This window comes from Micromonospora sp. DT227, assembly GCF_049841835.1.
Classification (GTDB): Bacteria; Actinomycetota; Actinomycetes; order Mycobacteriales; family Micromonosporaceae; genus Micromonospora.
The window spans coordinates 110157-131353 of the sequence record NZ_JBNCLA010000004.1 but is presented as its reverse complement, the minus strand read 5'-3'; the positions used below and the strand labels follow the sequence as shown (position 1 = coordinate 131353).

Here is a 21197-nt window from a genome sequence, read left to right as displayed (position 1 = left end):
TTCCCGTTGCGTGGGAGAGGGGCCCTTCGCGTTTCCGGACCCCGGCCATCCGTCGATCTCCGGACAACTTTCAGGTCACATGTCGGAGAACTTCGTCCGGTAGGCTGTGCGAAGTTTTTGCGTACGTGGTTTGCTGTCTCACGCTGTTGCGAGACGCGTGGGTTGAGGGACGTTCCCCTGCACGGGGGGCCGCCTCAGGCGCCGCTGCTCGAAAACGGCCAATCGGCCGCACGGCGTGCTCGGCCGCCAGTTTTAGAAGGAGTTGCACATGGCGCAGGGAACCGTGAAGTGGTTCAACGCTGACAAGGGCTTCGGCTTCATCACCGTCGACGGCGGGGGTGCTGACGTGTTCGTCCACTTCTCGGCCATCCAGTCCAGCGGCTACCGCTCGCTGGAGGAGAACCAGCGGGTGGAGTTCGAGATCGCCCAGGGTCAGAAGGGTCCGCAGGCCGAGCAGGTCCGCCCCATCTGAGCTGACACCGTGCCGGCCCCGCCGGCCGGTGCGCGAAGCCCCGCATCCCGCACGGGAGGCGGGGCTTCTCCGTGTCCCACCCGGCAGGCGCGCCGGTGCGCCTCAGCGGCGTCGGGCCCGCATGCCGAGCCAGAGCGCCACGAACCCGACCAGGACGACCACCGGGCCGACCAGTGCCCAGATCCGCCGGTCGGTCAGCACGCTGCCCTCGACGTAGCCGAGCCCCAGCACGGTCCAGAGCGCGCCGATCACCACCGCCAGCAGGCCCATGGTGAGCCGGAACCAACCCCTCATCGCGCCCCCTCCGACGACGTCCGCCCCGCCCCAGCATGCCCGCCGACGCCGGTCGTGGGCGACGCCGCGCCGGCGGGCCGAATCGGTGCGGTCACCACCGGTCGTGCACCTGCGGCCGGATCAGCTCGTCGTAGGTGGCCCGCACGGAGGCCAGCTCCACCTCGGTCAGCGGCGGCTGGCCGGCCGCCTCGGCGTTGCGCCGGGCCTGCTCGGCGGAGCGGGCGCCGGGGATCACCACGGTCACGCCGGGCTGGTCGAGGATCCAGCGCAGCGCGAACTGCGCCATGGTGCGGGCGTCGCCGACCAGTGGCGCGAGCCGGCGTACCGCGGCCAGGCCGAGGTCGTAGTCGACGCCGGAGAACGTCTCACCGACGTCGAACGACTCGCCGTGCCGGTTGAAGGTGCGGTGGTCGTCCGCCGGGAACGTGGTGTGCTCGTCGTACCGGCCGGAGAGCAGGCCGCTGGCGAGCGGGACCCGGGCGATGACGCCCACCCCGGCCGCGGCGGCGGCCGGGAGCACCCGTTCCAGCGGCTTGTGCCGGACCGCGTTGAGGATGATCTGCACGCTGGCCACGCCGGGCCGGGCGATGGCGGTGAGCGCCTGGTCGCAGGTCTCCACGCTGACGCCGTACCCGGCGATGCGCTTCTCGGCGACCAGCGTGTCCAGGGCGTCGAAGACGCGGTCGTCGGCGAAGACCGCGGTGGGCGGGCAGTGCAGCTGCACCAGGTCGAGCGTGTCGACGCCGAGGTTGGCCCGGGACCGGTCGGTCCAGGCCCGGAAGTTGTCGAGCGTGTACGCCTCCGGCGTCTGCGGCACCCGCCGGCCCATCTTGGTGGCCACGGTCAGCCCGTGACCCGGGTGGGACCGCAGGAACCGCCCGATGAGCTGTTCGCTGCGGCCGTCGCCGTACACGTCGGCGGTGTCCAGGAAGGTGACGCCGGCGTCGACGGCGGCGGTCAACACGTCGAGCGCCGCGTCCTCACTGACCTCGCCCCAGTCGGCGCCGAGCTGCCAGGCGCCGAGTCCGATGATGCCCACGTGCCGACCGAGCCGGTCGAAGTTGCGCTGTTCCATCCGGTCGAGCCTAGTGAGCGGGTTGCCGTGGCGCTCGCCGGGCCGTACGGTCGTCAGCAAGACGTACGTACGGTTTGGAGACTTGTCATGTGGGACCCGAGCACCTACCTGCGCTACTCCGACGAGCGCTCCCGGCCCTTCCACGACCTGCTGGCCCGCGTCGGCGCCGAGCGCCCGCGCGCGGTGGTCGACCTCGGCTGCGGGCCCGGCACGCTCACCGTCGGGCTCGCCGAGCGCTGGCCCGGCAGCCGGATCACCGGCCTCGACTCCTCGCCCGAGATGATCGGCCGGGCCGCCGCCCTGGCCGCCCCGGTCACGTTCGCCGTCGGCGACGCCCGGGACTGGCGGCCGGCGCCGGACGTCGACGTGCTGGTCGCCAACGCGGTGCTCCAGTGGGTGCCCGGCCACCGCGAGCTGCTCACCCGCTGGGCCGTCGAGCTGCCGCCGGACGCCTGGCTGGCGTTCCAGGTCCCCGGCAACTTCGCCGCGCCGTCGCACCGCGCGCTGCGTGAGGTCGCCGGCCGGGACCGGTGGCGCCAGCCGCTCGCCGGGCTGCTGCGCGAGGCCCCGGTCGGTGAACCCGTCGACTACGCCACGCTGCTGACCGGAGCGGGCTGCGCGGTGGACGCCTGGGAGACTACCTACGTGCACCTGCTCCCGGTCGCCGGCGCGGACCACCCGGTGCTGACCTGGATGGAAGGCACCGCGCTGCGCCCCGTCCGGGCCGCGCTGGACGCCGCCGGCTGGGCCGACTTCCGGGCCGAGCTGGGGGCCCGCCTCGCCGAGGCGTACCCGGTGCGGCAGGGTCAGGTGTGTTTCCCGTTCCGTCGGATCTTCGTGGTGGCCCGCACCGGCGCCCGCGCAGAGGAGAACCCGTGACCGACCTGTCCACCTTCATCGCCGGCCTGCCCAAGGTGGAGCTGCACGTGCACCACGTCGGCTCCGCCTCGCCCCGGATCGTCGCCGAACTGGCCGCCCGGCACGAGGGGCGCAGCCCCGTCCCGGCCGACCCGGAGGCGCTCGCCGACTACTTCGCGTTCCGCGACTTCGCCCACTTCATCGACATCTACCTGAGCGTGGTGGACCTGATCCGGGACGCCGACGACGTCTGGCTGCTCACCCACGAGGTGGCCCGCGAGCTGGCCCGCCAGCAGGTCCGCTACGCCGAGCTGACCGTCACCCCGTACTCGCACGTGCACCGGGGCATCCCCGCGCCGGCGTTCTGCGAGGCGATCGAGGACGCCCGCAAGCGCGCCGAGGCCGACTTCGGCATCGCGCTGCGCTGGTGCTTCGACATCCCCGGCGAGGCCGGGCTGCCGGCCGCCGAGCAGACGCTGCGCATCGCGCTGGACCAGCGGCCGGACGGGCTGATCAGCTTCGGTCTCGGCGGCCCCGAGATCGGCGTGCCCCGGCCCCAGTTCAAGCCCTGGTTCGACCAGGCCCGCGCGGCCGGGCTCCGGTCGGTGCCGCACGCCGGTGAGACCACCGGGCCGGAGACCATCTGGGACGCGCTGCGCGAGCTGGGCGCCGAGCGGATCGGCCACGGCATCTCCGCCGTGCTCGACCCGGCGCTGCTGGCCCACCTGGCGGAGCACCGGATCCCGCTGGAGGTCTGCCCCACCTCGAACGTCCGCACCCGGGCGGTGGCCAGCCTGGACGAGCACCCGCTGCCGCAGCTCGTCGAGGCCGGCGTGCCGGTCAGCATCAACTCCGACGACCCGCCGATGTTCGGCACCACGCTCGACGAGGAGTACGCGGTCGCCGCCCGGCTGCTGAAACTCGACGCGCACGGGGTGGCCGCGCTGGCCCGCGCCGCGGTGGACGCCGCGTTCCTGGCGCCGGCCGAGGCGGCCCGGATCAAGGCCGAGATCGACGCGTACGCGGCGGGCGCGGCCCGCTGACCGACCGGACGGAGAGCGGCGCGCGACGGGAGCGAGGTGTGGGGGGACCGGACTCCCGCCGCGCGCACGGATCCGCCGGCCGGAAGGTGTTACGGGGCGTCCCGGCCGACGGAACTGATGGGTTCTGTCAGAGATCCTGGCATTTCGCGGCGGTGTCGGGGCGGTCGTTAAACCACTCCTAAGGAGAACTTGCGCCGGCCCACAACCAGGGGTCAGCGCGGGCGCGGCCAGCGCCGTCCGGCGCGGGGCTCCCGGGCCTCCCGGGTCATCCGACCGACCAGCCCGAACCGGTTGACCTGCCGGGGCGCCGCGTCCGGATCGGCCAGCAACATCACCACGCTGGCCCCGCCGAGCCGGGCCCGGTCGATGCTCACCGAACCGTTGGCCTGCAACGCGACCCGCTTGGCGATGTCCAGCCCGAGCCCGGTGGAGCCCTTGTCGCTCTCGCCCCGGCGCAGTGCCCGGTCCGGGTTGGCGATGCCCGGCCCGGCGTCGTCGATCCGGATCGCCACCCAGCCGTCCCGGCGGCTCACCGCCACCTCGAACGCGGTGCCCTGCGGCGTGTAGCGGAACACGTTGCCGATCACCGCGTCGAGCGCGGCGGCCAGCTCGGCCCGGGGCACCGGCGCGGGGATGCGCAGTTGCGCCCCGACCACCCGGTGCGGCCGGTTCTGGTCGCCGGCCAGCGCCGACCAGAAGACCATCCGGTCCCGCACCACCTCGCTGACGTCGCAGGACGCCGGGGCGGTCTCCTGGCTCACCGCCTTGCGGGTCGTCTTGATGAGCTGGTCGACCTCGCCCTCCAACGTGACGATGGCCTGCCGGATCCGCCGGATGCCGCGTCGCCGGTCCAGCTCCGCCTCGCTGAACGTGCCGATGCTGGTGTCGTCGGACTCCAGGGCCTCCGCGTCCAGCCGCAGCGCGGTCAGCGGGGTACGCAGCCGGTGCGACAGGTCGGCGACGAGTTCGTGCTCGTCGGCGCGGAGCGCCACCAGCCGTTCCGCCATCCGGTTGAACGCGTGCCCCGCCTCGGCCAGCTCCCGGGGGCCGGCCGGCTCGACCCGTACGCCCAGCTCGCCGTCGCCCACCGCGAGCGCCGCCTTGACCAGGTCGCCGGTGGCGTCCACGGCCCGGGCCGCCACCCGGTCGACCACGATCACCGCGGCGCCGACCAGCGCCAGCGCCACCGCGAGCAGCAGCAGCCACCGCCCACCGCTGCCCGCGTCGAGCACCTCGTCGGGGACGAAGACCTCCACCACGGCCACCCGGTCACCGAGCACCACCGGGTCCAGCCGCAGCACGCCACCGTCCACCTCGGTCACCACCGAGCGCCGCTGCGCGGCGGCGTCGGCCAGCGCGGCGGAGTCGGCCCGGCCGGCGGACTCGTCGGCGCCGACGCCGTGCACGACCGGCCGAAGCGCCGGGTCGTCACCGCTGGCCGCCACCGCCCGCCGGACCACCTCCGGGTCGGTGCTGACCGCCAGCGCGCCGGTGACCAGCGCGCCGCGCCGGGCGGCGTCGGCCAGCTTCTCCTCGCGGGACTGGTCCGACAGGGTGATCCCGAGCGGGACGAGGAAGGCGAGCGCGACCAGGCTGCACATGCCGGCGGTGAGCCAGGCCAGCGCCGTCCTCAGTCCGGTGCCACCAGCCGGAAGCCGACCCCCCGCACGGTGCGCAGGTAGCGCGGCTTCGCCGCGGACTCGCCCATTTTGCGGCGGAGCCAGTACAGGTGAACGTCGATGGTCTGGTCCTCGCCGACCGATGGCTGCCGCCATACCTCCTCCAAGAGTTCCCGCCGGGACACTACCCGGCCGGGACGCGCGGCGAGATACGCCAGCAGGTCGAATTCCTTGCGGGTCAGCGCCAGCGCCTCCCCGTCCAGCACCGCGCTGCGCTCGCCCACGTCCACCCGCAGGCCGCCGACCGTGTGCACGGCCGGTTGCACGGTACGGCTGGCCCGGCCGGCCCGGCGCAGCACGGTGGTGATCCGGGCGTCCAGGTGCGCGCCGGTGAACGGCTTGACCATGTAGTCGTCCGCGCCGGCCCGCAGCAGCCGGACCACCGACTGCTCGTCGTCGCGGGCGGTGGCGATGATGATCGGCACGTCCGTGATGCCGCGCAGCATCCGCAGCGCGTCCGAGCCGTCCAGATCCGGCAGGCCCAGGTCGAGCACCACCAGGTCGGGCGTCTCCGCGGCGACCCGGCGCAACGCGTCCAGCGCCGTGCCGACCGCGTGCACCGCGTGGCCCCGGTCGGTCAGCGACCGCAGCATCGCGCCGCGGACGACGTGGTCGTCTTCGACCAGCAGGACGGTTGCCACGTCAGCACCGTACTCGGCGTGGCAAGTCGGTCGCGTTGCGGCAGCCCGGGGAACCGGGCAAGCTGGAACGGCGATGACGTTCACCCTCTTCCCCGACGCCCGCCTCACGCTCGCCCGCGACGCGCTGGCCGGCCTGTCGGTGGGCGACGCGCTCGGCTCCCAGTTCTTCGTGCCCGGTCGGCACCCGGGCGACCTCGCCGAGGGCCGGCTGCCGGCGCCGCCGTGGGAGTGGACCGACGACACCGAGATGGCCTGTTCCGTGGTGGCCGAGCTGGCCTCCGCCGGGCGGATCGACCGGGACCGGCTGGCGCTGGCGTTCGCCGAGCGCTGCGAGCCGTACCGGGGTTACGGCCCGGGCGCGGTGACCGTCCTGCGGCTGATCCGCACCGGCACGCCGTGGCCGGTGGCCGCCGCGTCGGCGTTCGACGGGCAGGGCTCCTGCGGCAACGGCGCGGCGATGCGGGTGGCCCCGCTCGGCGCCTGGCACGCCGACTCCATCCGGCGCGCCGCGGACCAGGCCCGGGCCTGCGCCGAGGTGACCCACGCGCACCCGGAGGGGATCGCCGGCGCGGTGGCGGTGGCGGTGGCCGCCTCGCTGGCCGCCCGGGCCCGCCTCGACGGCGACCGGCCCGAACCGGCCCGCCTGCTCACCGCCGTGGCCGGCGCGCTCGACCCGGCCGGCGAGGTGCACCGGGGCGTACGCCGGGCCGTCGCGCTGCTCGGTCGCCCGGCCGCCGAGGTGGTCGACGCGGTGGGCAACGGCTCGCGGGTCACCGCGCAGGACACCGTCCCGTTCACACTCTGGGTCGCCGCCACGACGCTGGCCGACTACCCGGCCGCGATCCGCGCCTGCGTGGAGGCGGGCGGCGACGTGGACACCACGGCCGCGATCGTCGGCGGCGTCGTCGCCGCGTACGCCGGGGTCGGCACGCCCGGCGGCGTCCCGGAGGGCTGGCTGACGGCGCGCGAGCCGCTGCCCGGCTGGCTCACCGCCCCGGCCTGACCCCGCCCCGTCGGCGCTCCGGCGGGGCGCGCCCCGCGCCGATCCGCGCCCGTCACGCTCCTCGCACCCGCTGTGCCGCCCGTGCCCGTCACGTCCGCTGTGCCGCCCGCGCGTGGTGCCGCCGGCGGCTGCCGCCAGCCCCGCCATCACCGTCAGTGACGGGCCGGTGGGGCATGGTGCGACGAAGCGATATACCTCAGCGTCATAATTATGACGCTGAGGTATATCGCTTGGCGGACTCACTATCCCCGCGGCGCGACACGCCGACGAAGTGCCGTCCCGACACGCCCGCGCGTTCACGCGGGCGGGCGCGCGCCGCCGACCGGGACGGGCTCGACCATGGTCACGCCGTCGCCGTCGCCGTGGCCCGTCGCGCTCCGGTGCGCGGTACCGGCCGGGGGTGCCTCGGCGGTGGGGGAGTCGGGTCCGGGCGACAGGGTCATGGTGCCGCTTCGGCGGCGGCTGAGCAGCCAGCCGATCGCCCCACCGCCGGCCAGGCCGGCGAGCAGGCCACCGCCGAGCAGCAGGTCCGCGCTCGGCCCGTCGTCGGCCGCCGGCGCCGCGGCGGTCACGTCGGCCGGCGCCGGGTCGCCCGGCGCGCCGTGGCCGCCGTGCGCACCACCGACCGCACCGGCGCCACCGGCCGCACCGGCGTCCCCGCCGTGCGGGGCGGCCCCCGACAACGGCGGCAGCAACGCGACCGTCGGCGCCGGGTGCGCACCACCGGCCGGGTCCGCCCAGCGGACCACCGTGCCGTCGGCGTACGTCTGCACCACGGTGAAGGTCAGCCGGTCGGTGGCCGGCATCGGGCCCATGCCCAGTGGCAGCCGGGCCGCCCCGGCGTCGCCGCCGGGCACCCGCAGCCAGGTCACCGCGTGCGTCACCTGGTTCAGCTCGGCGGCGTGGATGCCGGCCACCGGCTGGTCCAGGGTGCGGGTGGTGATGCTCGGCGCCCAGTCCGGCACGGACAGCGGATAGACCTCGCCGATCGGCGCGTCCGCCGGCATGGTCAGCTCGATCTTGCTGGTCCGGGTGCCGGGGCGGTCGGCGGGCACCACCACCGACAGCTCGATCGCGTCGCCCTGGCGTACCTCGCCGGGAGAGGTCGTGACGGTCACGCCGGCGGCGGCGACCGGGCCCGGCCAGCTCACCGCGCCGGCCAGCGCGGCGGCCAGCAGCGACGCCGCCCACCGGCCCTGACGGGTCATCCTCATGGTCGTCCCCATCCTCGTCGACTGGGGCCGGTTCCGGCTCCGGCCCCACCCGGTAGTTCGGCCGGGAGGACGGAAAGGTTCAACGCGGCGGGGAAGTCGTGACCGGCGGGCCGGCGTCGGCGACGGCGTGGTCCGGGTGACCGATAGCATCGCAGGGGCCGGTCCCCGGCAGATCCGTACCGTCGACGACAGGAGTCACCGTGTCCGCACCCCGTACCCCCGCCGTGGCCGACCCCGTCGTCGTCGCCGCCGGGACCACGGCGGCCGACGCGGTGGCCGCGGCCGGCCTGCCCACGACCGGGCCCAAGGCCGTCGTGGTGGTCCGCGACCCGCGCGGTCAGCTCCGTGACCTGGACTGGGTGCCGGCCGAGGAGACCCCCGTCGAGCCGGTGGCGCTGAACAGCCCGGCCGGCCTGGAGGTGCTGCGGCACTCCACCGCGCACGTGCTCGCCCAGGCCGTGCAGGACGTCTTCCCGGAGGCGAAGCTCGGCATCGGCCCGCCGATCGAGAACGGCTTCTACTACGACTTCGGCGTCGACAAGCCGTTCCAGCCGGACGACCTGGCGAAGCTCGAGAAGCGGATGCAGGAGATCGTGAAGTCCGGCCAGCGGTTCCGCCGGCGGCGCTTCGCCAGCCTCGACGAGGCCCGGGCCGAGCTGGCCGCCGAGCCGTTCAAGCTGGAGCTGATCGAGGTCAAGGGCGAAGGGCTGGACTCCTCCGAGGTGATGGAGGTGGGCGGCGGCGAGCTGACCATCTACGACAACCTCGCCGCGAACGAGGAGAAGGTCTGCTGGTCGGACCTGTGCCGGGGGCCGCACCTGCCGAACACCCGGCTGATCGGCGCGTTCAAGCTGATGCGCTCCGCCGCCGCGTACTGGCGGGGCTCGGAGAAGAACCCGCAGCTCCAGCGCGTCTACGGCACCGCGTGGCCGACCCGGGACGAGCTGAAGGCGTACCTGAAGCTGTTGGAGGAGGCCGCCCGGCGCGACCACCGCAAGCTCGGCGCGGACCTCGACCTGTTCAGCTTCCCCGACGAGATCGGCTCCGGCCTGCCGGTCTTCCACCCCAAGGGTGGCGTGCTCAAGCGGGTGATGGAGGACTACGTCCGCACCCGTCACATCGAGGAGGGCTTCCAGTACGTCGGGACGCCGCACATCTCCAAGGAAGGTCTCTTCCACACCTCGGGACACCTGCCCTACTACAAGGACACGATGTTCCCGCCGATGGAGATGGAGGGCAGCGACTACTACCTCAAGGCGATGAACTGCCCGATGCACAACCTGATCTACCGGTCGCGCGGGCGGTCCTACCGGCAGCTCCCGATCCGGCTGTTCGAGTTCGGGTCGGTCTACCGGTACGAGAAGTCGGGCGTCATCCACGGGCTGACCCGGGTGCGCGGCTTCACCCAGGACGACTCGCACTCCTACTGCACCCGCGAGCAGGCGCCGGCGGAGATCAAGCACCTGCTGGGGTTCGTGCTCAGCCTGCTGCGTGACTTCGGCATCGACGACTTCTACCTGGAGCTGTCCACCCGCGACGACACCCGGCCGGACAAGTTCGTCGGCACCGATGAGGACTGGGCCACCGCCACCGCCGTGCTGGAGGAGTGCGCCCGGGAGACCGGCCTGGACCTGGTGCCCGACCCGGGCGGCGCGGCGTTCTACGGCCCGAAGATCTCCGTGCAGGCCAAGGACGCCATCGGCCGGACCTGGCAGATGTCGACGATCCAGTACGACTTCAACCAGCCGAAGGGCTTCGGGCTGGAGTACCAGGCCGCCGACGGCACCCGGCAGCAGCCGGTGATGATCCACTGCGCGAAGTTCGGCTCGATCGAGCGGTTCATCGGCGTGCTCACCGAGCACTACGCGGGCGCGTTCCCGGCCTGGCTCGCGCCGGTGCAGGTGGTCGGCATCCCGATCCGCGACGACCACGGCGACTACCTGGAGGAGTTCGCGGCGACGCTGCGGCGGCACGGGATCCGGGCCGAGGTCGACCTGGGTGACGACCGGATGCAGAAGAAGATCCGCAACGCGCAGCAGCAGAAGATCCCGTTCATGGTGATCGCCGGCGACGACGACGTGGCCGCCGGCACCGTCTCGTTCCGCTACCGGGACGGCTCGCAGCGCAACGGGGTGCCGCTGGCCGAGGCGGTGGCGCACGTCCGTGAGGTGACGGAGTCCCGCACCAACAGCGGCCCCAGCGCCGCCTGAGCGGCGGCGCTGTTCAGCGGAGGTGGGGCGCGGATCGTAGGATCGCCGGTGTGACAGGGGTGGAGCGGCACACGGACAGTGGCCTGGCGGACGGGCTGGACCGGCTCTGGACGCCGCACCGGATGACCTACATCTCCGGCGACGACCGGCCCGAGGGCGGGTACGAGAAGCCGACCGGCTGCCCGTTCTGCCTGGCCCCGGGCCGGCCGCCGGAGGAGAGCCTGGTGGTCGCCCGGGGCGAGCACGTCTTCGCGGTGCTCAACCTCTATCCCTACAATCCGGGCCACCTGCTGATCTGCCCCTACCGGCACGTGGCCGACTACACCGAGCTGGACGCGCCGGAGACGACCGAGCTGGCCGCGTTCACCAAGGACGCCATGCGGGTGGTCCGGCGCACCTCCAGCGCGCACGGGTTCAACCTGGGCATGAACCAGGGCGGCGTGGCCGGTGCGGGCATCGCCGCGCACCTGCACCAGCACGTGGTGCCGCGCTGGGGCGGCGACGCCAACTTCATGCCGGTCATCGGCCGCACCAAGGTGCTGCCGCAGTTGCTCGCCGACACCCGCGCCCTGCTCGCCGAGGCGTGGCCCGCCTGACTCGGCGCGGCCGGCCCCGCACCGGCCCGACTCAGCGCAGCCGGCCCCGCACCCGGGCGAGTCGGCGGCGGGCCCCGGTGGCGGTCCGCTGGGCCGCCGCGGCCCGGTCCGCGGCCAGTTCCGCGCGGACCGCGAGCTGACGCAGCCGACGCTGCACCATCCGGTCGCCGTGCCGCGCGATCCACAGGCAGACCCCGGCCAACGGCAGCTCGACCAGCACCGCCAGCACCACCGACACCACCAGGTCCGGCCCGGGCGGCGTGGTCGTCACGTCGAACCAGGCGTCCACCGCGAGCATGGTCGCGGTGGCGGCGGCCGCGAGCACCACCTGCCGGTTCCCCCGGTACGCGTGCCAGGCGGTCAGCCCGAGCAGCGCCACCAGGCCCAGGTCGAAGCCGACCCAGGCGGCCCGGTAGTGCACCGTGACCTGGTGCCGGGGCAGGGTGAACGCCAGGTAGCCGATCCAGGGCAGGGTGAGCACGGCCAGCGCCACGAACGTGGGCGCCACCCAGCGGGGCGCCGGGCGTACCCGCGCCGCCTCGTCGACCTGATCCACCGACGTCTCCATGCGCGCCTCCCGGCCCGGTGGTGCCCGCGCCACCGGGCTCGGCAAACCCCGATGGTCACCCCTCGACAGTACGATCTTGCGCATGGCCCTGCTGCACCGCGCGGAACTGCGCCCCTCGAAGTTGGAGCTGCTCGCCGGGTGGCTGCCCGCCCGGCCCTGGTTCACCGGCGGCGCCGACGGGCCGGTGACCCGGGTGGCGGCCTACCGGTTCGACGACCCGGCCGGTGAGGTCGGCATGGAGACGCTGCTCGTGCGCGCCGGCGACGGTCCGGTGCTCCAGGTGCCGCTGACCTACCGGGGCGCCCCGCTGCCCGGCGCGGAGCGGTTCCTGGTCGGCGTGGTCGAGCACTCGGTGCTCGGCCGCCGCTGGGTGTACGACGCCTGCGGTGACCCGGTCTACCCGCCGGCGCTGGCCGCCGCGGTGCTCGCCGACGCGGGCCAGGCGGAGGAGCACTTCGAGGTCGACGGCGAGCGGGAGGTGCGGGCCCCGAGCATGACCGTGTCGGGCAGCCGCACCGACCGCGCGCTGCCGGCCGGCCCGGCCGACGAGGTGGTGGACGGCGATCCCACGGTGATCCGCGTCGACGGCGTGGAGCTGGCCCTGGTCCGCCGGCCCGCCCCGGCCGACACGCCGGCGGCGGGCCGGCTCACCGGCGCGTGGCCGGGCCGGGACGCGCCGGTGCTGCTGGCCTACGCCCGCTGACTCCCGGCCGTTGCGGGCCCGCGGTTCGCGGCCGAGTGCCGAGCGCCCGGCGCCGAGTGCCGAGTGCCGGCGTTCCGGCCCGCTTCGACGTGCGGTGCTCGACGGTGTGGCGCTCGACGAACGATCGCTCCGGAGCGATATGACGAGGAGTCATAATTATGACTCTGCGGTATGTCGGTTACCTGGCGACGCTTCCCCGCTGGCGTCACGGAGAGTGACGAGATTCCGGTACGCCCGGTGACGAACGGGCCCGCGCGTGCCGGGAAGGTGACAGGATTCGGCGATGGCAGTCAGCACGCGGCCGCTCGGCCGCAGCGGCATCGAGGTGAGTGCGCTCGGCATGGGATGCTGGGCGATCGGCGGCCCGTGGGCCGAGGGCGCCCGCCCGTTGGGCTGGGGCGCGGTCGACGACGACGAGTCGGTCCGGGCCGTCCGCCGTGCGCTCGACCTCGGGGTGACGCTCTTCGACACCGCCGACACGTACGGGGCCGGGCACAGCGAGCGGGTCCTCGGGCGGGCCCTCGCGGGCCGGCGCGACGAGGCGGTGATCGCCACCAAGTGGGGCTACACGTTCGACGAGCGCACCCGGCAGGCCACCGGTGAGAACGCCTCGCCGCAGTACCTGCGCCGGGCGGTGGTCGACTCGCTGCGCCGGCTGGGCACCGACCGGATCGACCTCTACCAGCTCCACCTCGGCGACCTGCCGCTGCCCCGGGCCGAGGCGCTGGTCGGCACGCTGGACGAGCTGGTCGCCGCCGGCCTGATCCTCGCGTACGGCTGGAGCACCGACCGGGCCGACCGGGCCGGCGCCTTCGCCCAGGTGGCCCACGGTGCCGCCGCTGTGCAGCACGCGCTGTCGGTGCTGCGGGACGCCCCCGCCATGCTGGCCGCCTGCGACAAGCACGACCTGGCCAGCCTGGCCCGGGGGCCGCTCGGGATGGGACTGCTCACCGGCAAGTACACGCCGGAGTCCACGCTGCCCCGCGACGACGTGCGCGGCCTCGGGCCGACCTGGCTGGAGTGGTTCCGCAGCGGCCGGCCCGCCCCGGAGTGGCTGCGCCGGGTGGCCGCGGTCCGGGACGCGCTCACCGCCGACGGCCGCACCCTGGCCCAGGGCGCGCTCGGCTGGATCTGGGCGCGCAGCGACCGGGCGGTGCCGATCCCCGGCGCGCGTACGGTCGCCCAGGTGGAGGAGAACGCCGCCGCGTTGGCCCGGGGCCCGCTCGCCCCGGACCACTTCGCCGAGGTCGAGCGCCAACTGGCGGCGGTCAGGTCGGCCGCCCGCCGCGACGCCGACCGCCCGCACTGGCCGATGCCCCCCATCCCCACCGTCCGCCCCTGACCCACCTCCACCCGCGCGGACCACCGCGGGAAGGGGTTAGGGGTGGGGGGTGGACTCCTTGAGGGTCTGGTCGGCCAGGTGTGGGGGCATGGGGTCGTGGCGGGCGAACTCGCGGCGGAACGTGCCGGTGCCGGCGGTCATCGCGCGCAGCTCGACCGCGTACCGCAGCAGTTCGGTGGCGGGCACCTCGGCGCGCACCAGCGTCCGGCCCTCGGCGTCCGGGTCGGGCTCGGTGCCGAGCACCCGGCCGCGTCGGCCGGACAGGTCGCCCATGACCGCGCCGACCGAGGAGTCGGGCACCCGGACGACGACCTCGTCGACCGGCTCCAGCAGCGTCGGCCGGCCCTTCTCGGCGGCGTCGCGCAGCGCCAGCGCGCCCGCGGTCTGGAACGCGGCGTCGGACGAGTCGACGCTGTGCGCCTTGCCGTCGACGAGCGTCACCCGCAGGTCCACCACCGGGAAGCCGGCGACCAGGCCGCGTTCCATCTGCGCCCGGACGCCCTTCTCCACCGACGGGATGTAGTTGTGTGGGACCGCGCCGCCGACCACCCGGTCGACGAACTCGAAGCCGGCGCCCCGGGGCAGCGGCTCCACCTCGAGGTCGCAGACCGCGTACTGGCCGTGGCCGCCGGACTGCTTGACGTGCCGGCCGTGCCCCCGGGAGGCCGCGGTGAACGTCTCCCGCAGCGACACCCGGACCGGCTCGGTGTCCAGCTCGACGCCGCCGCCGCGCAGCCGGTCGAGCACCACGTCGGCGTGCGCCTCGCCCATGCACCAGAGCACCAACTGGTGGGTCTCCGGGTTGCGCTCCAGGCGCAGCGTCGGGTCGCCGGCGACCAGCCGGGACAGGTTGCGGGCCAGCGCGTCCTCGTCGGCCCGGCTGCGCGCCACGATCGCCACCGGCAGCAGCGGCTCGGGCATCTCCCAGGGCGCGATCAGCAGCGGATCGTCCTTGGCGGACACCGTGTCGCCGGTCTCCGCGCTGCCCGACTTGGTGATCGCGCAGAGGTCACCGGCGACGCACACCGGTACCTCGCGCAGCGTCGCGCCGAGCGGACTGTAGACGTGCCCGACCCGCTCGTCGGCGTCGTGGTCCGGGTGGCCGCGCTCGGCCAGGCCGTGCCCGGACACGTGGACCACCTGGTCGGGGCGGAGCGTGCCGGAGAAGACCCGGACCAGCGAGACGCGCCCGACGTGCCGGTCCACCGTCGTCTTGACCACCTCGGCGACCAGCGGGCCGTCCGGGTCGCAGGTCAGCGGCGGGCGGGGCGAGCCGTCCAGCCCGGTGACCGCCGGCAGGTCGTGCTCCAGCGGCGACGGGAACGCCGAGACCAGGCCGTCGAGCAGCGCGTCCAGCCCGACGCCGGTCTCCGCGCAGACCGGCACCACCGGGTAGAAGTGGCCGCGGGCGACCGCCGTCTCCAGGTCGGCGATGAGCACCTCGGGGTCGATCTGCTCGCCGCCGAGGTAGCGGTCCATCAGGGTCTCGTCCTCGCTCTCCGCGATGATCCCCTCGATCAGCTCGTCGCGGGCCTCCTGGATGGCCGGCAGGTGCTCCGGGTCCGGCTCGCGCACCGCCGGCGGCAGCCCGCCTGAGTAGTCGAACACCCGGCGGGTGATCAGGCCCATCAGCCCGGCCACCGACTCGCCGTCGTCGCCCAGCATCGGCAGGTAGAGCGGGAGCACGTTGTCGCCGAAGACGCGCTGGCAGAGCGCCACCGCCTCGTCGAAGTCGGCACGCGGGTGGTCCAGCCGGGAGACCGCCACCGCGCGCGGCATGTCCACCGCGGCGCACTCCTCCCAGAGGGCGGCGGTGGCGGCGTCCATCCCGTCGACCGCGGAGACCACGAACAGCGCGGCGTCGGCGGCGCGCAGGCCGGCGCGCAACTCGCCGACGAAGTCGCCGTAGCCGGGCGTGTCCAGCAGGTTGACCTTGACGTCGCGGTGGACCAGCGGGGCGCAGGCCAGGCTCACCGAGCGTTGCTGGCGGACCGCCGCCGGGTCGTGGTCGCAGACCGTGGTGCCCTCGGTGACGGACCCGGCCCGGCCGATCGTGCCGCTGGCCGCGAGCAGCGCCTCGACCAGCGTGGTCTTGCCCGCGCCGGAGTGCCCGACGAGCACCACGTTGCGAACCCTGCCGGGCTCGGTCACCACCGGCGCGCCGCCGGTGACACCCTTCTCGTGACTCTTCTGCGCCATCGCGGCGCACCTCCCTCAACCGGTGGTGGTGGCGACCGCCGCGGGCGACGGGAGCGGACCCCCGGGGTGGGCGCCGCGGCGATATCTTCCGGTGGACTCCTGCGGGACGGGAACGCCGACCGTGATCCGGTGAACTGGCTCACCTCCCACGCTCGATCTCACACCCGCGCCGGTGCCCGCACAAGGTCCGCCGGGCGGGTCGTCCGCCCGGCTGTGTCCCCGGTCCCGGCCGGCCGTTATCGTGGGACCGCCATGGCGAAGATCTTCCAAGTGACGGCCCGAGCGGGGATGACCCGCGTCGTGGAGCCGATCGCGCGCGGACTGCTCCGCGCGGGCGTGTCCCCCAACGCGGTCACCGTGACCGGCACCGTCGGCGTGCTCGTCGGCGCGCTCGGCTTCGGCGCGCGCGGCCAGCTGGTCGCCGGCGCGCTGATCGTCACGGTCTTCGCCCTCACCGACCTGCTCGACGGCACGATGGCGCGGATGAGCGGCGGCTCCACCCGGTTCGGGGCGTTCCTCGACTCGAGCATGGACCGGGTCGCCGACAGCGCGGTGTTCGGCGCGGTCGCCTACTGGCTGGCCACCCAGCAGCAATATTCGGGCGTGGCCGCCGCGCTGGTCTGCCTGGCCGCCGGCGGCCTGGTCTCCTACGTCAAGGCCCGCGCCGAGGGGCTCGGCATGACCTGCAACGTGGGCATCGCCGAGCGCACCGAGCGGCTGCTCATCGTGGGCGTCGGCGGTGTGCTCACCGGCGTCGGCCTGGACCGGGCCCTGGAGGTCGCGCTCTGGCTGCTCGCCGCCGTCTCGATCTTCACGGTGGGGCAGCGGATGGCGCACGTCTACCGGCAGGCCCAGCGGGTCGGCACGGAGTGAACGTCACCGAGGTGGGCTTCGTCGCCGGCTGGCGCCTGGTCCGGGCGCTGCCCCGGCCCGTCGCGGCCGCGGCCTTCCGGGCGGGCGCCGACCGCGCCCACCGCAAGGACGGCGGGGGTACGCGTCGACTGCGCGCCAACCTGCGCCGGGTGGTCGGCCCGGAACTGCCCGAGGCGGAGCTGGACGCGCTGGTCCGCGCCGGCCTGCGCTCGTACGCCCGCTACTGGCTGGAGGCGTTCCGGTTGCCCGGCCTGAGTCGGGCGGAGATCCTTGCCGGGTTCCGCCTGGACGGCGCGGAGAAGCTCGCCGCGGACGTGGCGGCCGGGCGGGGCGCGGTGGTGGCGCTGCCGCACGCCGGCAACTGGGACGCGGCCGGCGCCTGGGTGGCGGCCACCGGCTGGCCGATGACCACGGTGGCCGAGCGGCTGCCGGACGGCGTCTACGAGCGGTTCGTCACGTTCCGGGAGGGCCTGGGGATGGAGATCCTGCCCAACCGCGGTGGCCCGCGCCCGGCGTTCGACGTCCTGGTGGACCGGCTGAACGCCGGTCACGTGGTGCCGCTGCTCGCCGACCGGGATCTCTCCGCCCGGGGCGTGGAGGTGGACTTCTTCGGCGGCCGGACCCGGATGCCGGCCGGCCCGGCGCTGCTGGCGCTGCGCACCGGCGCCCCGCTCTACGTGGCCTCGATGTGGTACGAGCCGGACGCCGCCTGCGCCTCGATCGAGGGCCCGCTGGCGCTGCCGGAACCGGACAACGCCCCGCTTGACACCCGGGTCACGCTGGTGACCCAGCGGATAGCCGACGGTCTGGCGGCGGGCATCGCCCGGCATCCGCAAGACTGGCACATGTTGCAGCGGATGTGGCTGGACCAGGGACCGGCCGGGGCGCCGACGTCGGCGCAGCCGCCGGCCACCACCGGGACGGTCTAGGGGGACGCCATGCGGATCGGCATCGTCTGCCCGTACTCCTTCGACGTCCCGGGCGGCGTGCAGAACCACGTCATGGACCTGGCCGAGGCGCTGCTCGGGCTGGGCCACGAGGTGAGCGTGCTGGCCCCGGCCGACGAGGACGCGACGCTGCCGCCGTACGTGGTGTCGGCGGGGCGGGCGGTGCCGCTGCCGTACAACGGGTCGGTGGCCCGGATCGCGTTCGGCCCGGTCTCCACCACCCGGGTGCGCCGCTGGATCAACCGGGGCGACTTCGACGTGCTGCACGTGCACGAGCCGCTCACGCCGAGCCTGTCGATGCTGGCGGTGCTCTGCGCCCGGGGCCCGGTGGTGGCCACGTTCCACACCGCGATGACCCGGTCCCGGGTGCTCTCCGCGGCGCAGGGCGTGCTCCAGATCCTGCTGGAACGGATCACCGCCCGGATCGCGGTCAGCGCGCTCGCCCGCAAGGTGCAGGTCGAGCACATGGACGGCGGCGCGGTGGAGATCCCGAACGGCGTGGCGGTGGCGAAGTTCGCCGGCGTCGAGCCGCTGCCCGGCTGGCCGGGGGAGTGCGCGCCGGGCGCCGGCGGCACGCTGGGCTTCCTGGGCCGGTTCACCGAGCCGCGCAAGGGTTTCCCGATCCTGCGGGACGCGTTCGTGGCGCTCGCCCCGGACCGCCCGGGGTTGCGCCTGCTGGTGGCCGGGCCGGGTGACGCCGACGAGCTGTACGGCCGGTTCCCGGCCGAGCTGCGTGACCGGGTCACCTTCCTCGGTCTGGTCTCCGAGGCGGACAAGGCGCGCATGCTGCGCAGCGTGCACCTCTACGTCGCACCGAACACCGGCGGGGAGTCGTTCGGGATGATCCTCACCGAGGCGCTCGCCGCCGGGACCACGGTGGTCGCCAGCGACCTGGACGCGTTCCGCCGGGTGCTGGACGGCGGGCGGGCCGGGCGGCTCTTCCCGACCGGGGACGCGGCCGGCCTGCGGGCCACGCTGACCGAGCTGCTCGACGACGCCGGTGGGCGGGCCGCGCTGACCGGCCGGGGCGACCAGGTGGTGGCGAATTTCGACTGGCCCGTGGTTGCCCGCCGCGTTCTGGAGGTATACGCAGCGGCGATCGAGGCCACCGACGGTCGGGTCATGGACCAGGAGTGGGCGGGGCTGGGCTGACCATGGTGGCCGGTGGGGCCGCTGTGACGAGCGCGTCGACCGGTGCCCACGCCGGCCGGCCGGGATGAGGGGCAGCACTACGATGCCGGGCATGTGGTGGGTGGTGGGCACGGCACTGGTGCTCGGGCTGGTCTCGGCGTACCTGATCTGGACCGCCGGCCGGGTGCAGCGGCTCCAGGTCCGCGCGGAGTCGGCGGCCCGCGCGCTGGACGCGCACCTGCTGCGCCGCGCGGCCGCCGCCGCGGTCCTGGCCGAGCAGCGGTACGGCGTGGAGCTGTACGCCGCCGCCCGGATCGCGCTGGACGCGCTCCCGGAGGAGCGTGAGGCGGCCGAGAACGACCTGACCCGGCAGTTGCGCGCGGTGCGGCTGGACCCGGACGACCCGGCCTGCGGCGCGGTGATCGCGGCGAGCCGGCGGCTGGCGCTGGCCCGGCAGGTGCACACCGATCTGGTCCGGGACGCCCGCTCGGCGCGGGGCCGTCCGGTGGTGCGCCTGTTCCGGATGGGGCGGGGACGCGAGTGGCCCCGCTACTTCGACATCGACGACCCGACGCTGGTCCCGCGCGCGGACGTCACCACCGGCTGAGGCGGCGCCGGGCGGGGCCGTGACGGCGGCCACAGGGCAGGCCACCAGGGGTGCGATTGGCTGTCGGAGCGGCGTCGTGGCGGCCGTAGCATTTCCGCGCAGCCACCCTGACCGCCTGCCGAGGAGCGATGACCGTGTCCGAACCCACCGCACCGACCACCGACCCCACCGTCGGCACCGCCCGCGTGAAGCGGGGCATGGCCGAGATGCTCAAGGGCGGCGTGATCATGGACGTGGTCACCCCCGAGCAGGCGAAGATCGCCGAGGACGCCGGCGCGGTGGCCGTGATGGCGCTGGAGCGGGTGCCGGCGGACATCCGCGCCCAGGGCGGCGTGTCCCGGATGAGCGACCCGGACATGATCGACGGCATCATCTCCGCCGTCTCGATCCCGGTGATGGCCAAGGCCCGGATCGGGCACTTCGTCGAGGCGCAGGTCCTCCAAGCGCTCGGCGTGGACTACGTCGACGAGTCCGAGGTGCTGACCCCGGCCGACTACGCCAACCACATCGACAAGTGGGCGTTCACGGTGCCGTTCGTGTGCGGTGCGACCAACCTGGGTGAGGCGCTGCGCCGGATCACCGAGGGCGCCGCCATGATCCGCTCGAAGGGTGAGGCGGGCACCGGGGACGTCTCCAACGCCACCACCCACATGCGGAAGATCCGGCAGGAGATCCGCCGGCTCCAGAACCTGCCGGCCGACGAGCTGTTCGTCGCGGCGAAGGAGCTTCAGGCCCCGTACGAGCTGGTCAAGGAGGTCGCCGAGCGCGGCAAGCTGCCGGTCGTGCTGTTCACCGCCGGCGGCATCGCCACTCCGGCGGACGCGGCCATGATGATGCAGCTCGGCGCCGAGGGCGTCTTCGTCGGCTCGGGCATCTTCAAGTCCGGCAACCCGGCCCAGCGGGCCGCCGCCATCGTCAAGGCGACCACGTTCCACGACGACCCGGACGTGCTGGCGAAGGTGTCCCGGGGCCTGGGCGAGGCGATGGTCGGCATCAACGTCGACGACATCCCCGTCCCGCACCGCCTCGCCGACCGCGGCTGGTGAGCTTGTAAGGAGGGGCCCCTTCTTAACGCATTCCGCATAGGCGGGGCCCCCGCTTAACACCTGTGAGAGGAGTGGCGTGACCGTACCCGTGATCGGGGTGCTGGCCCTCCAGGGCGACGTGCGTGAGCATGTCGCGGCGCTGGCCGGTGCGGGCGCCGAGGCCCGGCCGGTCCGCCGGCCGGGCGAGCTGGACGCGGTCGACGGCCTGGTGGTGCCCGGCGGCGAGTCCACCACGATCAGCAAGCTGGTGGACATCTTCGAGTTGCGCGAGCCGATCGACAAGCGGATCGCCGGCGGCATGCCGGTCTACGGCTCCTGTGCCGGCATGATCATGCTGGCCGCCGAGGTGCTGGACGGCCGCCCCGACCAGCGCGGCTTCGCCGGTATCGAGATGACCGTGCGGCGCAACGCGTTCGGCCGCCAGGTCGACTCGTTCGAGGCCCCGGTGACGATCACCGGGGTCGACGGCGAGCCGTTCCACGCGGTGTTCATCCGCGCGCCCTGGGTGGAGCGGGTCGGCGCGGGCGTGGAGGTGCTCGGCCGGGTCACCGACGGCCCGGCCGCCGACCGGATCGTCGCGGTCCGGCAGGGAAACCTGCTGGCCACCTCGTTCCATCCCGAGCTGACCGGCGACCTGCGCCTGCACCGCCTCTTCGTGGACCTGGTCCGGGCCGCGTCCTGACGCGCCCACCCGAC

21 protein-coding genes are annotated in these 21197 nt (G+C 74.5%); 14 read left to right on the top strand and 7 right to left on the bottom strand.

The window, feature by feature from the left end:
- Positions 1-268 precede the first annotated feature (268 nt).
- Positions 269-472, top strand: coding sequence for a cold-shock protein (locus ACLQ2W_RS15755; RefSeq protein ID WP_088962828.1), 204 nt, complete (start codon positions 269-271; stop codon positions 470-472).
- Between the two features lie 102 nt (positions 473-574).
- Here the strand turns inward: ACLQ2W_RS15755 and ACLQ2W_RS15750 are convergent, their stop codons facing one another.
- Positions 575-766 carry a hypothetical protein gene (locus tag ACLQ2W_RS15750; protein ID WP_281939568.1) on the bottom strand — a complete coding sequence of 64 codons (192 nt, stop codon included), beginning with the start codon at positions 764-766 and terminating at the stop codon, positions 575-577.
- 91 nt (positions 767-857) lie between these two features.
- Complete coding sequence (locus tag ACLQ2W_RS15745) at positions 858-1841, bottom strand: aldo/keto reductase (RefSeq protein WP_425787076.1); 984 nt, start codon at positions 1839-1841, stop codon at positions 858-860.
- An 87-nt stretch (positions 1842-1928) separates the two neighbouring features.
- Here ACLQ2W_RS15745 and ACLQ2W_RS15740 point away from each other — a divergent pair, with 87 nt between their 5' ends.
- Together ACLQ2W_RS15740 and ACLQ2W_RS15735 are read left to right on the top strand one after the other, a co-directional pair.
- On the top strand, positions 1929-2720 hold the full coding sequence (locus ACLQ2W_RS15740; protein ID WP_425787075.1) for a trans-aconitate 2-methyltransferase: 792 nt from the start codon (positions 1929-1931) through the stop codon (positions 2718-2720).
- Positions 2717-3742, top strand: a complete 1026-nt coding sequence (locus ACLQ2W_RS15735; RefSeq protein ID WP_425787074.1) for an adenosine deaminase — start codon at positions 2717-2719, stop codon at positions 3740-3742. The genes ACLQ2W_RS15740 and ACLQ2W_RS15735 overlap by 4 nt, the downstream gene beginning before the upstream one ends.
- Positions 3743-3954: 212 nt before the next feature.
- On the opposite strand, the gene ACLQ2W_RS15730 is transcribed toward ACLQ2W_RS15735, so the two are convergent.
- Both ACLQ2W_RS15730 and ACLQ2W_RS15725 read right to left on the bottom strand, forming a co-directional pair.
- Entirely contained in the window at positions 3955-5343 is a 1389-nt protein-coding gene (locus tag ACLQ2W_RS15730) for a HAMP domain-containing sensor histidine kinase (RefSeq protein WP_199199906.1), read from the bottom strand.
- A 29-nt stretch (positions 5344-5372) separates the two neighbouring features.
- A complete protein-coding gene (locus tag ACLQ2W_RS15725; protein ID WP_107160748.1) occupies positions 5373-6062 on the bottom strand; it encodes a response regulator transcription factor in 690 nt (229 codons plus the stop codon).
- 73 nt (positions 6063-6135) lie between these two features.
- Between ACLQ2W_RS15725 and ACLQ2W_RS15720 the strand changes: the two genes are divergently transcribed.
- On the top strand, positions 6136-7065 hold the full coding sequence (locus tag ACLQ2W_RS15720; protein ID WP_425787073.1) for an ADP-ribosylglycohydrolase family protein: 930 nt from the start codon (positions 6136-6138) through the stop codon (positions 7063-7065).
- A 296-nt stretch (positions 7066-7361) separates the two neighbouring features.
- Here ACLQ2W_RS15720 and ACLQ2W_RS15715 read toward each other — a convergent pair whose 3' ends face one another.
- Positions 7362-8279 (bottom strand): DUF1775 domain-containing protein, encoded by a 918-nt coding sequence (locus ACLQ2W_RS15715; RefSeq protein ID WP_425787072.1) that lies wholly within the window; start codon positions 8277-8279, stop codon positions 7362-7364.
- Positions 8280-8479: 200 nt separating this feature from the next.
- Between ACLQ2W_RS15715 and thrS the strand changes: the two genes are divergently transcribed.
- Together thrS and ACLQ2W_RS15705 are read left to right on the top strand one after the other, a co-directional pair.
- A complete protein-coding gene (gene thrS / locus ACLQ2W_RS15710) occupies positions 8480-10489 on the top strand; it encodes a threonine--tRNA ligase (protein ID WP_425787071.1) in 2010 nt (669 codons plus the stop codon).
- Positions 10490-10539: 50 nt separating this feature from the next.
- Positions 10540-11085, top strand: a complete 546-nt coding sequence (locus ACLQ2W_RS15705; RefSeq protein ID WP_281939582.1) for an HIT family protein — start codon at positions 10540-10542, stop codon at positions 11083-11085.
- 31 nt (positions 11086-11116) lie between these two features.
- On the opposite strand, the gene ACLQ2W_RS15700 is transcribed toward ACLQ2W_RS15705, so the two are convergent.
- Complete coding sequence (locus ACLQ2W_RS15700) at positions 11117-11653, bottom strand: hypothetical protein (RefSeq protein ID WP_281939584.1); 537 nt, start codon at positions 11651-11653, stop codon at positions 11117-11119.
- A gap of 82 nt (positions 11654-11735) precedes the next feature.
- Between ACLQ2W_RS15700 and ACLQ2W_RS15695 the strand changes: the two genes are divergently transcribed.
- Positions 11736-12356: a CG0192-related protein gene (locus ACLQ2W_RS15695; protein ID WP_425787070.1), complete on the top strand. Its 621-nt coding sequence runs from the start codon at positions 11736-11738 to the stop codon at positions 12354-12356.
- Positions 12357-12639: 283 nt separating this feature from the next.
- Positions 12640-13698 carry an aldo/keto reductase gene (locus ACLQ2W_RS15690; protein WP_425787069.1) on the top strand — a complete coding sequence of 353 codons (1059 nt, stop codon included), beginning with the start codon at positions 12640-12642 and terminating at the stop codon, positions 13696-13698.
- A 36-nt stretch (positions 13699-13734) separates the two neighbouring features.
- Here the strand turns inward: ACLQ2W_RS15690 and ACLQ2W_RS15685 are convergent, their stop codons facing one another.
- Positions 13735-15897 carry an elongation factor G-like protein EF-G2 gene (locus ACLQ2W_RS15685; protein ID WP_425787068.1) on the bottom strand — a complete coding sequence of 721 codons (2163 nt, stop codon included), beginning with the start codon at positions 15895-15897 and terminating at the stop codon, positions 13735-13737.
- Between the two features lie 252 nt (positions 15898-16149).
- Between ACLQ2W_RS15685 and pgsA the strand changes: the two genes are divergently transcribed.
- From pgsA to pdxT, 6 genes are all read left to right on the top strand, one after another.
- Positions 16150-16770 (top strand): phosphatidylinositol phosphate synthase, encoded by a 621-nt coding sequence (gene pgsA, locus ACLQ2W_RS15680; protein ID WP_425787067.1) that lies wholly within the window; start codon positions 16150-16152, stop codon positions 16768-16770.
- Positions 16767-17699 carry a phosphatidylinositol mannoside acyltransferase gene (locus ACLQ2W_RS15675; RefSeq protein ID WP_425787066.1) on the top strand — a complete coding sequence of 311 codons (933 nt, stop codon included), beginning with the start codon at positions 16767-16769 and terminating at the stop codon, positions 17697-17699. Before pgsA ends, ACLQ2W_RS15675 begins: the two co-directional genes overlap by 4 nt.
- A gap of 9 nt (positions 17700-17708) precedes the next feature.
- On the top strand, positions 17709-18869 hold the full coding sequence (locus tag ACLQ2W_RS15670) for a glycosyltransferase family 4 protein (RefSeq protein WP_425787065.1): 1161 nt from the start codon (positions 17709-17711) through the stop codon (positions 18867-18869).
- Positions 18870-18951: 82 nt separating this feature from the next.
- Positions 18952-19455 (top strand): hypothetical protein, encoded by a 504-nt coding sequence (locus ACLQ2W_RS15665; protein ID WP_281939596.1) that lies wholly within the window; start codon positions 18952-18954, stop codon positions 19453-19455.
- A gap of 134 nt (positions 19456-19589) precedes the next feature.
- Positions 19590-20501 (top strand): pyridoxal 5'-phosphate synthase lyase subunit PdxS, encoded by a 912-nt coding sequence (gene pdxS / locus ACLQ2W_RS15660; RefSeq protein WP_281939598.1) that lies wholly within the window; start codon positions 19590-19592, stop codon positions 20499-20501.
- A 76-nt stretch (positions 20502-20577) separates the two neighbouring features.
- Positions 20578-21183 carry a pyridoxal 5'-phosphate synthase glutaminase subunit PdxT gene (pdxT, locus tag ACLQ2W_RS15655; RefSeq protein ID WP_425787064.1) on the top strand — a complete coding sequence of 202 codons (606 nt, stop codon included), beginning with the start codon at positions 20578-20580 and terminating at the stop codon, positions 21181-21183.
- The last annotated feature ends 14 nt before the right edge of the window (positions 21184-21197 follow it).

Coding starts and splice junctions, on each gene's coding strand:
- ACLQ2W_RS15690 (WP_425787069.1), top strand. CDS start 12,640: ATGGCAGTCAGCACGCGGCCGCTCGGCCGCAGCGGCATCGAGGTGAGT.
- ACLQ2W_RS15720 (WP_425787073.1), top strand. CDS start 6,136: ATGACGTTCACCCTCTTCCCCGACGCCCGCCTCACGCTCGCCCGCGAC.
- ACLQ2W_RS15695 (WP_425787070.1), top strand. CDS start 11,736: ATGGCCCTGCTGCACCGCGCGGAACTGCGCCCCTCGAAGTTGGAGCTG.
- ACLQ2W_RS15665 (WP_281939596.1), top strand. CDS start 18,952: ATGCCGGGCATGTGGTGGGTGGTGGGCACGGCACTGGTGCTCGGGCTG.
- ACLQ2W_RS15700 (WP_281939584.1), bottom strand. CDS start 11,653: ATGGAGACGTCGGTGGATCAGGTCGACGAGGCGGCGCGGGTACGCCCG.
- ACLQ2W_RS15740 (WP_425787075.1), top strand. CDS start 1,929: ATGTGGGACCCGAGCACCTACCTGCGCTACTCCGACGAGCGCTCCCGG.
- ACLQ2W_RS15670 (WP_425787065.1), top strand. CDS start 17,709: ATGCGGATCGGCATCGTCTGCCCGTACTCCTTCGACGTCCCGGGCGGC.
- pgsA (WP_425787067.1), top strand. CDS start 16,150: ATGGCGAAGATCTTCCAAGTGACGGCCCGAGCGGGGATGACCCGCGTC.
- ACLQ2W_RS15715 (WP_425787072.1), bottom strand. CDS start 8,279: ATGAGGATGACCCGTCAGGGCCGGTGGGCGGCGTCGCTGCTGGCCGCC.
- ACLQ2W_RS15685 (WP_425787068.1), bottom strand. CDS start 15,897: ATGGCGCAGAAGAGTCACGAGAAGGGTGTCACCGGCGGCGCGCCGGTG.
- ACLQ2W_RS15750 (WP_281939568.1), bottom strand. CDS start 766: ATGAGGGGTTGGTTCCGGCTCACCATGGGCCTGCTGGCGGTGGTGATC.
- ACLQ2W_RS15730 (WP_199199906.1), bottom strand. CDS start 5,343: ATGTGCAGCCTGGTCGCGCTCGCCTTCCTCGTCCCGCTCGGGATCACC.
- ACLQ2W_RS15745 (WP_425787076.1), bottom strand. CDS start 1,841: ATGGAACAGCGCAACTTCGACCGGCTCGGTCGGCACGTGGGCATCATC.
- ACLQ2W_RS15755 (WP_088962828.1), top strand. CDS start 269: ATGGCGCAGGGAACCGTGAAGTGGTTCAACGCTGACAAGGGCTTCGGC.